Source organism: Embleya scabrispora, from assembly GCF_002024165.1.
GTDB lineage: Bacteria > Actinomycetota > Actinomycetes > Streptomycetales > Streptomycetaceae > Embleya > Embleya scabrispora_A.
The window spans coordinates 4,750,080-4,762,912 of sequence record NZ_MWQN01000001.1 but is presented as its reverse complement, the minus strand read 5'-3'; the positions used below and the strand labels follow the sequence as shown (position 1 = coordinate 4,762,912).

Sequence of the window (12,833 nt, the reverse complement as noted above, 5' to 3'; positions counted from 1 at the left end):
AGGTGCCTGCTCACCCGGCTGCCCGACGGCGCGTCAGCGCCCACGACGTGATCGCGTGCGGTGCCCGACGAGCGCGCGAGGAGAGCGGCCGGAGGCCGCCCTCCCGCGCGCAGCGCGGTTCTAACTGTCGAAACCCATGCCCAGTTTGTCCAGGGTCTTCAGCCACAGGTTGCGCTTGCCGGCGTTCTTGTCGGCGCGATCCATCGACCACTTGGTCATCGTGACGCCGGCCCACTTGATCGGCTCCGGCGGGAACGGAAGCGGCTTGGTGCGCACCATCTCCAGTTCGGTGCGCTCGGTCGGGCGGCCGTCGAGCTTGTCGAGCATCACCTCGGCGCCGAACCGGGTGGCGCCCACGCCGAGGCCCGTGTAGCCCATCGCGTAGGCCACCTTGCCCTTGTATGCCGTCCCGAAGAACGCCGAGAACCGGCTGCACGTGTCGATCGCGCCACCCCACGTGTGGGTGAAGCGCAGGCCTTCGAGCTGCGGGAACGTCTCGAAGAAGTGCCCCGCGAGCTTCGCGAAGGTCTCCGGGCGCTGGTCCAGTTCCGGGGACAGGCGCGAGCCGTAGTGGTAGACCGCGTCGTAACCGCCCCACAGGATCCGGTTGTCCGCGCTCAGCCGGTAGTAGTGGAACTGGTTGTTCGTGTCGCCGATGCCCTGGCGGTTGTTCCAGCCGATCGCCGCCAACTGCCCGGCGCTCAGCGGCTCGGTCATCATCGCGTAGTCGTAGACCGGGACCACGAACGGCCGCAGCCGCTTGACCAGCGACGGGAAGACGTTGGTGCCCAGCGCCACATGGCCCGCGAAGACCCGCCCATAGGGCGTCTTCAGCACCATCCCCGAGCCGTGCTCGGCCAGTTCGGTCACCTTGGTGCGCTCGAAGACGCGAACGCCGAGCGACTCGCACGCGGCCTTGAGGCCCCAGGCCAGCCGGGCCGGGTCGACGATCGCGCAGCCCGTCCTGTCCCAGACACCCGCCAGGTAGGTGGGCGAGTCCACCTCGGCCCGCACCTCGTCCCGGTCCAGGAAGGTCAGTTCGGTGCCGTACTTCGCCGCGAGGTCGATCTCCTCGCGCAGTTCCTCGACCTGGTGCGGCTGGGTGGCCACGTTGAGCTCACCGGTGCGGCGGAAGTCGCACTCGATGCCGTAGCGCTCGATCGCCGCCTCGATCTCGTCGAGGTTCTCCTCGCCCAGCCGTTCCAGCCGGGCGAGTTCGCCCTCCCAGCGGTCGAGGCCGTTGTGGAAGCCGTGGGTCAGGCTCGCGGCGCAGAAGCCGCCGTTGCGACCCGAGGCCGCCCAGCCGATCTCGTGTGCCTCGATCAGGACCACGTCCCGCGAGGGGTTGCGCTCCTTCGCGATCAGCGCGGTCCACAGGCCCGAGTACCCGCCGCCGACCACCGCGAGATCGCAGTGGTCGTCGCCGATCAGGGCCGCGTGCGGCGCGGGGCGGTCCGGCTGGTCCAGCCAGAAGGGAACCGGCGCGGCGTCCGCGAGCGAGCGGACGGCCTCGACCGATGGGGCAGGATCCGACGTGTTCCGGGGACCCATGGGGTTTCACCACTTTCGCGATGCCGCCGGAGTCCCCTTGTCGGACCCCGGCGGTTTCACCGCATAGCTACGGATCTGGGAGTGTTCATCATCCAACAGGCGCGGTCAGGCGCGTTGCCTGGCCCGCCGCGACGCGCGGATCTGCCCGATCATCACGATCAGTACGGCGATCACGAACATCGCCGAGCCGATCACGTTGATCTGTGGCGGGGTGCCGCGCTGGGCCGCGCCGTACACGAACATCGGGAACGTGACCGTGTTGCCCGAGGTGAAGTTGGTGATCACGAAGTCGTCGAAGCTGAGCGCGAACGCGAGCATCGCGCCGGCTCCGATACCGGGTGCCGCGAGCGGCAGGGTCACCCGCAGGAACACCTGGGTGGGCGACGCGTACAGGTCCTGCGCGGCCTCTTCGAGCTTGGGGTCCATGCCCAGCACCCGGGCCTTGACCGCGACCACCACGAAGCTCAGACAGAACATGATGTGCGCGATCAGGATGGTCACGAAACCGGTGTTGATCCGCATGTTCAGGAACAGCGTGCCGAGCGAGGCGCCCATCACCACCTCGGGCATCGACATCGGCAGGAACAGCAGCGTGTTGATCGCGCCCCGGGCCCGGAACCGGTAGCGGCCGAGCGCGAAGGCGATCGCGGTGCCGAGGGCGGTGGCGATCAGGGTGGACAACACCGCGATCTTCATGCTGACCTCGACCGAGTCGCAGATGCCCGCGACCCCGCACGGCTTTTCCCACGCGTCGGTGGTGAAGCCGTTCCAGGTGTAGTTGAAGCGCCCGTTCGGGTCGTTGAACGAGAACATCAGCACGACGATGTTGGGCAGCGTCATGTAGCCGAGCGCGAGCAGGCCGACCAGCACGATGACGTTGCGACGCAACCAGTTGACGACGGCCATCAGACCAGGTCCTCCGTCCCCGCCTTGCGGATGTACGCGGTCACCATCAGCACGATCAGCAGCATCAGGATGAACGACAGGGCGGCGGCGGTCGGGTAGTCCAGGACCCGCAGGAACTGGGTCTGGATCACATTGCCCGCCATGCCGGTGTCGGGCGAGCCGAGCCACTGCGCGTTGACGTAGTCGCCGGAGGCCGGGATGAAGGTGAGCAGCGTGCCGGAGACCACGCCCGGCAGCGACAGCGGGAAGGTGACCTTGGCGAACGTGGTGCGCGGCGAGGCGTACAGGTCGCCGGCCGCCTCGTGCAGCCTGGGGTCGATCCGTTCCAGGCAGGCGTACAGCGGCAGCACCATGAACGGCAGGAAGTTGTAGGTCAATCCGCAGATCACCGCGAGCGGCGTGGCCAACACCCGGTCGTCCTGGGTGAGTCCGAGGAACGCCGTGACGTCGGTGAAGCGCAGCGTGTTGAGCACGTCCACGACGATCCCGTTGTCCGCGAGGATCGTCTTCCAGGCCAGGGTGCGCACCAGGAAGCTGGTGAAGAACGGCGCGATCACCAGCACCAGCCACATGCCGCGCCACCGGCCCGCCTTGAACGCGATCGCGTAGGCGAGCGGGTAGCCGATCACCAGGCACATCACGGTCGCCGCGGCGGCGTAGCCGAACGAGCGCAGGAACTGCGGGTAGTACTGCTCGATCGCGTCCCAGTAGGTGGCCCAGTGCCAGGTGAGGTCGTAGCCCTTGGTCAGGTTGCCGGTCTGGAGCGAGGTGGAGCCCTGGACCACCATCGGAACGGCGAAGAACACGACGAGCCACAGCAGGCCGGGGGCGAGCAGTGCGTACGGCACCCATCTGCCGCGCCGGGCCGGCTCGTTGCCCCCCTTGTCGGCGGTGTCCGCACCTCCCGTCGTGCCCGTGCCGAGGGTGCCGAGCGCGCTCACGCGGCGTCCTCGCTCGCCTCGGCGATGCCCGCGGTCAGGTCGCCCGATTCGAGTCCGAAACCGTGCTCCGGGTTCCAGTGCAGCAGCACGCCCGCGCCGGGCACCAGGCGCCGGTCGCGCTCCATGTTCTGCTCGAAGACGGTGAATTCCTGGCCCCACGGCATCCGCACCACGTACTGGGTGGAGACGCCGATGAACGCGGCGTCCACGATCACTCCGCCGTCGAGCCGGTTGCGGCCGTCCGCGACCTTGGCGTCGCTCGTGTGCACGATGGTGATCTTCTCGGGGCGGATGCCCATCACGAGCCGGTCGCCGTCGGCGGCGGAGCGCGCGGCGGGCAGCACGAGGCGGTTGCCCTGCGCGTCGAGCAGCAGATCGCCGTCGGCGCGCCCGGTCACCTCGGCCTCGATGAGATTGGACTGCCCGAGGAAGTTGGCCACGAAGGTGGTCCGCGGCGACTCGTACAACTCGACCGGGGAGCCGAGCTGTTCGATGCGGCCGCCGTTCATCACGGCGATGGTGTCGGCCATCGTCATGGCCTCTTCCTGGTCGTGCGTGACGTGCACGAAGGTGATGCCCACGTCGGTCTGGATGCGCTTGAGTTCGAGTTGCATCTGCCGGCGCAGCTTGAGGTCGAGCGCGCCCAGCGGCTCGTCCAGGAGCAACACCTGCGGCGTGTTGATCAGCGCCCGGGCCACCGCGACCCGCTGCTGCTGGCCGCCGGAGAGCTGGGTCGGCTTGCGCTTGGCCAGGTGTCCGAGCTCGACCAGGGCGAGCATGTCCTCGACCTGCTTCGCGGTGTCCTTGATACCTCGTCGGCGCAGCCCGAAGCCGACGTTGTCGGCCACGCTCAGGTGCGGGAACAGCGCGTAGTTCTGGAACACCGTGTTGACGGGGCGCTTGTACGGCGGCAGCGCCGTGACGTCGCGATCCCCGATGCGGACGGTGCCCGTCGAGGGCTGCTCCAGTCCGGCGATCATCCGCAACGTCGTGGTCTTGCCGCAGCCCGAGGCGCCGAGGAGGGCGAAGAACGATCCCGCGGGGATCGTCAGATCCATGGGGCGGACGGCCGTGAAGCTCCCGTAGTGCTTGCTCAGACCCGCCAAGGAGACATCGCCGGAGGCGCCGGCCCGCTGCTGCTCAGTCATGTTTCCTCTCGCCGCCCGGGACGGGTGAAGGCCCGTCCGCCGGCCACACGAGACGGCCGGGAGCTCTCGCTCTCGGCCGCCGATCCGGAAGGTGGGGGTGTCTACCGAGCTCCGAAGATGGTCCGGTGCCAGTCCTTGCGGGCGATGCCCGTGCCGTCGTACATGACGTGCTTGACCTGGGTGTACTCGTCGAAGGAGTACTGCGACATGTCCTTGCCGAAGCCGGAGGCCTTGTAGCCGCCGTGCGGCATGTCGCTGATGATCGGGATGTGGTCGTTGACCCACACGCAGCCGGCCTGGATCTCCCGGGTCGCGCGCAGCGAGCGGAAGATGTCACGGGTCCACGCGGAGGCGGCGAGGCCGTACGGGGTGTCGTTGGCGAGCCGGATGCCCTCGTCGTCGCTGTCGAACGGCAGCACCACCAGCACCGGGCCGAAGATCTCGTCCTGCACGATCTCGCTGTCCTGGGCCACCCCGGTGACCAGCGTCGGCCGGTAGAAGGCGCCCTTGGCCAGGTCGCCGCCGGGGATCTCGCCGCCGGTGACGATGGTGGCGCCGTAGCCGCGGGCACGCTCGACGAAGCCGGCCACCGACTCCTGCTGGCGGCGCGAGACGAGCGGGCCGAGGTCGGTCGCGGGGTCCGTGGTGTCGCCCAGGCGCACACCCTGGTACAGCTCCGCGACCCCGGCGACGAACGCGTCGAAGAGCGGGCGCTGGACATAGGCGCGGGTGGCGGCGGTGCAGTCCTGGCCGGAGTTGATCAGGGACGCGGCGACCGCGCCGTTGATCGCGGCGTCGAGGTCGGCGTCGTCGAAGACCACGAACGGGGCCTTCCCGCCCAGTTCGAGGTGCAGCCGCTTGACCGTGCGCAGGGCCACCTCGCCGATCCGCTTGCCCACCCCGGTGGAGCCGGTGAAGGAGACCATCGACACGTCGGCGTGGCCCATCAGATACTCGCCGACGGTGCGTCCCTTGCCGGTGACCACGTTGACCACACCGTCGGGGATGCCCGCGTCGGTGCACGCGCGGGCGAACATCAGCGAGGTGAGGGGAGTGATCTCGGCCGGCTTGAGCACGATGGTGTTGCCCGCCGCGATCGCCGGGAGGATCTTCCAGGCGGCCATCTGCAGCGGGTAGTTCCACGGCGCGATCGAGCCGACCACGCCGATCGCCTCGCGGCGCACCATGGAGGTGGAGCCGGCCGCGTACTCCCCGGCCGCCTTGCCCTCCAGGTTGCGCGCGGCGCCCGCGAAGAACGCGGTGTTGTCGATCGTGCCCGGTACGTCGAACTCGGTGGTCAGCCGGATCGGCTTGCCCGCCTGCGCGCTCTCCACCCGGGCGAAGTCCTCGGCCCGCTCCTCGATGAGGGCGGCGAGTTTGTTCAGTACGCCGGCCCGCTCGCCCGGGGTGGCGCCCGACCACTGCGGGAAGGCGCCCTTGGCGGCGGCGACCGCCGCGTCCACGTCCGAGGGGTCCGCGAGGGTGAGCGTCTCGACCGTGTCGCCGGTGGCGGGGTTCACCACGTCGAACGTCTCCCCGGACGAGCCCTGCCGCAGTTGTCCCCCGACGTACTGATGACCGTTGCCGAAGTCCTGCATAGGCATGGGAGCCCTCCAAGGGAATTTCGATGAGCCGACGGGCGTCGCGAGTGGTGGTTATGCGCGTGAGCCGCGTCAGCGTAGGACGATGCCGTTTCGACACGGGGTGCCGCAACAGGCACATCGACAGGTACGGGCCCATGGCCTTTACAGGTCGGAAATCGCCGGGACGAACCCCGGGGCGGCAGTTCGAACCCGCGGGTGACCTGTCACCATGGAAGCACCGCCCGCCGAGCCGTTTACAGCTTGCTTGACGGTTTGCGGGTTTCCTTCTCTCAGGATCCCTCGGTTCCCTTCGGCTTTCCCTCGGGAACCAACCGCCCCGCGGTCGGATCGTGGTCAGCACGCGGAGGTTGTCGAATGTTCCCCACCGTTTCCGACGTACTGGCCCTCGACATCGTCCGGCGCGGCCGCCCGCAGGTGGTGGCGGGCGAGCGGGGCCTGGCCCGTCCGGTGCGCTGGGTGCACATCAGCGAATTGCCCGACGTGACCCGCCTGCTCAAGGGCGGCGAGCTGGTGATGGCCACCGGCATCGCGCTCCCGGAGGAGCGTGAGGGGTTGCAGCGCTACATCCGCGATCTGGCCGAGGTGGACGCCGCCGGGCTCGTGCTCGAACTGGGCCGGCGCTACACCGAACAACTGCCGCGCGCGCTGGTCGCCGCGGCCGAGCAGGTCGGCCTGCCGGTGATCACGCTGCGCAACGAGACCCGGTTCATCGGTATCACCGAGGCCGTGCACGCGCTGATCATCGACGCCCAGTTGGCCGAGTTGCAGGCGTCCGAGGCGGTGCACCAGGCGTTCAACGAGCTGGCCGTGGAGGGCGCCGAGCCCGCCGAGGTGGTCCGCCAGGCGTCCCGGATGGCCGGGCGGCCGGTGATCCTGGAGAACCTGGCGCACCAGGTGCTGGCCTACGACGCGGCGGGCACGGCGGCCGAGACGCTGCTGGAGAACTGGGAGGACCGCTCCCGGCAGCTGCGGCTGTCCACCCGCACCGCCTTCGACGAGCGCACCGGGTGGCTGGTGACCACGGTGGGCGCCCGGGGGCACGACTGGGGCCGGCTGGTGCTGGTCGGCGACGGCACCCCGCCGCCCGCGCGGCAGACCATGCTCCTGGAGCGGGCGGCCTCCACGCTGGCGCTGAACCGGCTGGTGGTGCGCGATCGGGAGAGCCTGGAGCGGCAGACCCACCGCACGCTGCTGTCCGGGATCCTGACCCACTCGTACACGGTGGCCGAGGTGACCCTGCGCGCCCGTGCCCTGGGCATCCCGCTGGAGGGCCGGCGTCTGGTCGGCGTGGTGTTGCGGCTGCGGCGCAACACCACCCCGGCCGCGCTGGAATCCCAGGCCCGGCTGCGCGACTTCACCGAGATCGCCGCCGCCGCGGTGCGCGAGCGCCGGTTGGCCGCGCTGGTCGGCGGGCTCGACGACGACAACGTCGGGCTGCTCGTCGCGCTCGCCTCGCAGGACACCGAGGACGGTGCGCTGGAGGGCTTCTCGGCCGCGATCCGCCGGCTCGCGCCGGATCTCGCGGACGACATCGTGGTCGCGGTGGGCTCCTCGGTGGGCGCGGCGCGCGACGCGCGACGCTCGCTCCTGGAGGCGACCCAGGTCGCCGACGCGGCACTGCACCAGGGCGGCAAGGCCGCGTTCTACCGGCTGCCCGACGTACGGCTGCGCGGCCTGCTGCACCTGCTGCGCGACGACGCGCGGTTGCAGACCTACGTCGAGCGCGAACTCGGGCCGCTGCTGGCCTACGACGCGCAGCAGGGCAGCCAGTTGGTCCCGATGCTGCGGATCTATCTGGAGCACGGGCGCAACAAGTCCGCCGCCGCCGATGCCGCGCACCTGTCCCGGCCGTCCTTCTACGAGCGGCTGCACCGGATCGAGCGGGTGCTCGGCGTGGACCTGGACCAGGTGGAGAGTTGCCTGTCGCTGCACGTGGCGCTGCTCGGCCTGGAGGCGCTCCGGCGCTGAGCGCCGCTCAGGCGGCCGGCCGGGTACCGGCGAGGGTGAATTCGTTCATCGCGAGCGCGTGCAGGACCGCGTCGCGCGGCCACAGCTGCTCGGTGCCGAACACATCGACCTCGACGTAGATCCCGTCGATGATCACCGACGCCAACATCGCGTGCCGGGCAATACCGGACTCGGTCCAGGTGTATTCCCAGACCACGCCTTTGCGGCCGTGAATGGCACGCGACTCGAAGGTCACTTTTCGATAGTCGCGAAATACCCGGGCGGCGTTCTGTTCGTCGTCGCGCCACTGTTCCAGCAGATCGCTGGTCTGCTGGAAGGCGGTCCGCCCGGTCAACACGGTCGGGCCGGCGGGGTCGGTGTAGATCACGCTCTGGTTCTGCTCCTTGCGGGTCCAGCCCTGCGGGACCCGCCAGGCGAAAGTGCTCTCGTCGACCCGGTGTATCGGAATCGGCGCGCTTCCCGGGGGCGCGGTGGGGTACGCGGCCAGGCCGGCGAGCGGATCGGCGGCCGGTCGCGAGCCGGACCCGGTGACCGTCGGCGGGTTCGCCCGGGGCGACGCCCCGGCTGTGTCGCCGCCCCGGCCGCCGGCGCCGGCGAGCAGCACCGCCGCCACGATCGCGCCGGCGACGAGGACGGTGACGATCGGGAGCAGGACCGCCAACAACCGACGGCGCGAGCGGGCCGGGCGCCGGCCGCGGGAGGGCAGCGGGAAGGTCGGCGGATCCCCGGCCTCCGCGGGGCCGCCGGGTCGGCGCCCGGGCGGCGGCGCGGCGGGCACCCGGGGCAGCGGCTCGAACGATCCGGCGTCGTCGGGGGCGGGCCGCGCGGTGGGCAGCAGGTCGCGCAGCGGCGGTTGCCGGTGCGGGGAGGGCACCAGCGTCGCGTCCGGGTCGGTCGAATCGGGATCACCGCCGAACGGATCCGTCCGGTACGGGTCCGTCGCGGGCGGGTCGGTCGGGTGTGGGTCGGTCGGGTGTGGGTCGGTCACGGCCGGCTCCCCCGCCTCCACCGCCCCGAACGCCGACGCCCGCCCGGGCATGGTGGGCCGGATCGGCCGGGTCGGATCGCCCGCGCGCCGGCGGCCCTCGGCGGCGACCACCGCGCTCAGCCGCGCCTCCACCTCGGCGCTGTTCGGGCGCAGCGTCGGATCGCGCCGAAACAGGTCGCGGACCAGTGGCTCCAGCGGCCCGATCTCCTCCGGCACCTCGGGCTCGGCGATCACGATCGCGTGCATCGTGGCCACCGGGGTGGCCCGCCGGAACGGCGAGGCGCCGGTGACCGCCGCGCACAGCGTGACGCCCAGCGACCACAAATCCGAGGCCGGCCCCGGGTGTTCGCTCTCGATGCGCTCCGGCGCCATGAACTCGGGCGAGCCCAGGATCGCGCCGGTCCCGGTCAGTCCGCTCACGCCCTCCAGGGCGGCGATGCCGAAGTCGGTGAGCACCGCGTGCCCGTCCCGCTCGATCAGGACGTTGCCCGGCTTGACGTCGCGGTGGATCACCCCGTGTGCGTGCACGACGCCGAGCGCGCGAGCGATCTGTACCGCCATCGCCGCGGCGGCGTGCGGGGTGAGCGGCCCGTCCTCGGCCAGGATCGTGTCCAGCGAGCGGGCGTCGAGCAGCTCCATCACGATCCACAACCGGTCGTCGTCCTCGACGTAGTCGTAGACCCGCACCACGTTGGGATGGTTGATCCGGGCGGTCGCCTGGGCCTCGCGCAGACTCCGCTCGCGAAAGGACTGCGACGCGTTGCGCCCCCAGCCCGTGCTGATCACCTTCGCCGCCACGGGTCGGTCGAGCAGCCGGTCGCGGGCCCGCCACACGGTGCCCATTCCGCCGCTGCCGAGCACGCTCACCAGCTCGTAGCGGGCTCCGACCACGAAGCCCGTCCCACCGTCACCCGGCCCGCCCGACATCGGCTTTCCCCCAGGTTCGCCGCTTTTCAAGATCAGACCATTTCAGCTTTACCAGGGTTATCCCCCAAAAGCCGTCCTAAAGCTTAGGACGGACATGGTAGAACGAATCGTCACACATAGCGGGAGGGGGATACCGCATGTTCCTGTGGAGAAAACTTCGATCAGAAAATGTCAGGCGAGCCGCGTTGATCATTTCTGTTCCGATCGGAATGGGAATGATTCTGAACGCCGGCCTGGCCGTTGCGGATACCGACGCGAGCGGGTCGGTACCGCGAGCCGGCGGCGGGGGGCACACGCTGACCCGGCCCCCGACGGGCGAGGGCACCAGGCCGCCGGTCACCACCAAACCGCCGGTGAGCACGAAGCCGGCCACGACGTCGCCGCCGGGCACCCACCGGCCGACCACCGAACCGCCCACCACCACCCGGCCGCCGAGCAGCACCCGGCCGCCGACCACGCCACCATCGACCACCGGGCGGCCCGGCACCACCTCGTCGTCCCCTCGGCCGTCGACCACGGCACCGCCGACCACGCGGATCGAGGTGGCGACCGCCCTCCAGATCACCTTCGACGCCCGGGGCCGGGGCACGATCTGGTTCACCGTCACCAATGACACCGACAAGGCGCAGCCCGCCCGGGACGTCTACGCCTACAGCACGGGGCGGTTGCGGATCACCTCGGTGGCCGGCTGCTCGGCCGCGCCCGCGCTGCGGGATCCGGGCCCGGCCTGGGCGACCAGCTTCAAGTGCTCGCCCGGTTCGCTCCGGCCGCACGAGACCAAGCGCTGGTCGGCCTCGGTGGAATACCCGCCCGCCGTGGCCGGGTCGCCGCGCGCGGCCCGCGCGGAGGTACGGCTCCCGCTCGCGCCGGAGACCGACCTCTCCACGTTCTGCGTCCTGGTGGTACCCGAGGGCGCCGCGGACACCTCGGTGATCCTGGGGCGGGCCGGACCGCTGACCCTGGTCGGTCGGGCCGACAACAACGACCCGTCGTTCATCGGCTACACCGTCGACACACCCCTGCCGAGCTTCCCGGGCGGGACCTCCGGCGGCAGCACCGGCGCAGGCACGTCGGGCGGCGGCACGAGCGGTGGTTCCACCGGTGGCGGGAGCACCGGCGGTGGCAGCACCGCCGGCACGAACACCGGCGGAGCCACGGACGGCACCACTCCCGGCGACACCGACCGCACACCGCCGAGCACCCTGCCCAAGACCGGACCCGACGACGACACCCTGTCGCTCGCGGGCGGCGCGGTCGGCCTGCTGCTCGTCGGCAACGCGCTGTTCCAGGGCGCGCGGCTGCGCCGGATCCACTCCGCCGAGGACGAGGAGCCGGAGCAGGAGCAGGACTGACCGGAAGCCCGACCCGGCCCACCGCGACACCGCACCGCCGCAGCACCCGGGCCGGCCGCACACGCCCCACGAAAACGGCCCCGGGCCCGCGCACCGCGGACCCGGGGCCGTGCCCGGTACACCCCACCGATCGACGAGCGGCAGGCGCTCGAATCAGTGCCCGGTCAGCGCCAACACCCGCCGGGCGGCGGGCCGCTCCAGCAGGTCGGCGAACGTGGTGCGCCCCTGGACCACCTTGCGGAACACCCGCCAGCCCTGCGGCAGCGTGGTCACCGCGTGGTGCAACATCGCCGGGTGCCGCTCGAAGACGTCGAGCAGGATCCGCCCGGCGCGCATCTCGCGACCGAGCACCGCGTCCACGTCCGCGTGGTAGTCCGCGCCGATCTTGTCCACCTCGGCCACGGTCTCGACCCCGGCCGCCTGGGCGGCCCGCTCCCCCGCCAGCCGGCCCGAGCGCAGCGCGTACGAGATGCCCTCGCGCGTCCAGGGTTCGAGCAGCCCGGCCGCGTCCCCGGCGACCAGCACCCGGCCGCGCGACAGCGGCGCGCTCTCCTTGCGGCACCGGGTCAGATGGCCCGACTCCACCGCCGGCCGGAACCCGGCCAGACCCAGCCGGCCGATGAAGTCGCGCAGGTAGGCACGGGTGGCCTCACCCTCGCCGCGCGCGCAGATCACCCCGACGGTCAGCGTGTCGCCCTTGGGGAACACCCACCCGTACGAGCCCGGCAGCGGGCCCCAGTCGAGCAGGATCCGCCCGCGCCAGTGCGCGGCGACCTCCGGCGGCACCGGAATCTCCGCCTCCAGGCCCAGATCCACCTGCTCGAAGGTGACCCCGACATAGGCCGAGCTGCGCCCCGCGCTGCCGTCCGCGCCCACCACCGCGCGCGCACGCACCGTCTCGCCGCCCGCGAGGGTCAACTCCACCAGACCGTCCCGCTCGACGATCCGGGAGACCGCCGTGCCCTCGCGCAGCACCGCGCCCGCGGCCACCGCCGCCCGGGTCAGCGCCTCGTCGAAGCGGGCCCGGTCGACCAGTCCGATCAGCGTGGTCCGAGCCGAGCGGACCCGGCGGCGGCGTCCGCGCAGGGTGAACTCGACCTCGCGCACCAGGTCTTCCACCGGCGGCTCGAAGCCCGGCGGGAGGGCGTTCTTGGACGGGCCGATGATGCCGCCGCCGCACGTCTTGTAGCGCGGGAGCTCGGCCCGGTCGAGGACCAGCACGCGGCGTCCCGCGCGTGCCGCGGCCAGCGCCGCCGACGCGCCGGCGGGGCCCGCGCCGATCACCACGACGTCCCAACCCGAGGGATCACCGGGATCGTCGGCGGGGTCGGCGGGCGTTGCGACGGCGGGCACGGCGGTGGCCTCTGGGGAGATGCTGGTCATGGAAATCGACCCTAGTGCCACCACGCGGTGCGTCCGTCCGGGCGGCTCCCACCCGCATGCGCGAC

9 protein-coding genes are annotated in these 12,833 nt (G+C 71.4%); 2 read left to right on the top strand and 7 right to left on the bottom strand.

All coding sequences use genetic code 11. From position 1 onward, the window contains the following. Positions 1-120 precede the first annotated feature (120 nt). From B4N89_RS21220 to B4N89_RS21200, 5 genes are all read right to left on the bottom strand, one after another. On the bottom strand, positions 121-1,551 hold the full coding sequence (locus B4N89_RS21220; protein ID WP_078977420.1) for an NAD(P)/FAD-dependent oxidoreductase: 1,431 nt from the start codon (positions 1,549-1,551) through the stop codon (positions 121-123). Positions 1,552-1,656: 105 nt separating this feature from the next. Continuing rightward, positions 1,657-2,457, bottom strand: a complete 801-nt coding sequence (locus B4N89_RS21215) for an ABC transporter permease (RefSeq protein ID WP_078977419.1) — start codon at positions 2,455-2,457, stop codon at positions 1,657-1,659. Next, a complete protein-coding gene (locus tag B4N89_RS21210) occupies positions 2,457-3,398 on the bottom strand; it encodes an ABC transporter permease (protein ID WP_078977418.1) in 942 nt (313 codons plus the stop codon). The genes B4N89_RS21215 and B4N89_RS21210 overlap by 1 nt, the downstream gene beginning before the upstream one ends. Next, a complete protein-coding gene (locus B4N89_RS21205; RefSeq protein WP_078977417.1) occupies positions 3,395-4,546 on the bottom strand; it encodes an ABC transporter ATP-binding protein in 1,152 nt (383 codons plus the stop codon). Before B4N89_RS21205 ends, B4N89_RS21210 begins: the two co-directional genes overlap by 4 nt. A 101-nt stretch (positions 4,547-4,647) precedes the next feature. After that, positions 4,648-6,144, bottom strand: a complete 1,497-nt coding sequence (locus B4N89_RS21200) for a gamma-aminobutyraldehyde dehydrogenase (protein ID WP_201260995.1) — start codon at positions 6,142-6,144, stop codon at positions 4,648-4,650. Between the two features lie 360 nt (positions 6,145-6,504). Here B4N89_RS21200 and B4N89_RS21195 point away from each other — a divergent pair, with 360 nt between their 5' ends. Then, the gene (locus B4N89_RS21195) at positions 6,505-8,118 is read left to right on the top strand and encodes a PucR family transcriptional regulator (protein ID WP_078977415.1); all 1,614 of its coding nucleotides are present in this window, start codon (positions 6,505-6,507) and stop codon (positions 8,116-8,118) included. Positions 8,119-8,125: 7 nt separating this feature from the next. Here the strand turns inward: B4N89_RS21195 and B4N89_RS21190 are convergent, their stop codons facing one another. Further along, positions 8,126-10,033, bottom strand: a complete 1,908-nt coding sequence (locus B4N89_RS21190) for a serine/threonine-protein kinase (RefSeq protein ID WP_078977414.1) — start codon at positions 10,031-10,033, stop codon at positions 8,126-8,128. Positions 10,034-10,248: 215 nt separating this feature from the next. Here B4N89_RS21190 and B4N89_RS50760 point away from each other — a divergent pair, with 215 nt between their 5' ends. After that, complete coding sequence (locus B4N89_RS50760) at positions 10,249-11,385, top strand: hypothetical protein (RefSeq protein WP_078977413.1); 1,137 nt, start codon at positions 10,249-10,251, stop codon at positions 11,383-11,385. Positions 11,386-11,538: 153 nt separating this feature from the next. Here B4N89_RS50760 and B4N89_RS21180 read toward each other — a convergent pair whose 3' ends face one another. Then, positions 11,539-12,768: a geranylgeranyl reductase family protein gene (locus B4N89_RS21180; protein ID WP_078977412.1), complete on the bottom strand. Its 1,230-nt coding sequence runs from the start codon at positions 12,766-12,768 to the stop codon at positions 11,539-11,541. Positions 12,769-12,833: the final 65 nt, after the last annotated feature.

What these genes read in the sequence shown, in the direction of transcription:
- B4N89_RS21180 (WP_078977412.1), bottom strand. Translation starts at nt 12,768, where the DNA reads ATGACCAGCATCTCCCCAGAGGCCACCGCCGTGCCCGCCGTCGCAACG.
- B4N89_RS50760 (WP_078977413.1), top strand. Translation starts at nt 10,249, where the DNA reads ATGATTCTGAACGCCGGCCTGGCCGTTGCGGATACCGACGCGAGCGGG.
- B4N89_RS21205 (WP_078977417.1), bottom strand. Translation starts at nt 4,546, where the DNA reads ATGACTGAGCAGCAGCGGGCCGGCGCCTCCGGCGATGTCTCCTTGGCG.
- B4N89_RS21195 (WP_078977415.1), top strand. Translation starts at nt 6,505, where the DNA reads ATGTTCCCCACCGTTTCCGACGTACTGGCCCTCGACATCGTCCGGCGC.
- B4N89_RS21220 (WP_078977420.1), bottom strand. Translation starts at nt 1,551, where the DNA reads ATGGGTCCCCGGAACACGTCGGATCCTGCCCCATCGGTCGAGGCCGTC.
- B4N89_RS21200 (WP_201260995.1), bottom strand. Translation starts at nt 6,144, where the DNA reads ATGCAGGACTTCGGCAACGGTCATCAGTACGTCGGGGGACAACTGCGG.
- B4N89_RS21190 (WP_078977414.1), bottom strand. Translation starts at nt 10,033, where the DNA reads ATGTCGGGCGGGCCGGGTGACGGTGGGACGGGCTTCGTGGTCGGAGCC.
- B4N89_RS21215 (WP_078977419.1), bottom strand. Translation starts at nt 2,457, where the DNA reads ATGGCCGTCGTCAACTGGTTGCGTCGCAACGTCATCGTGCTGGTCGGC.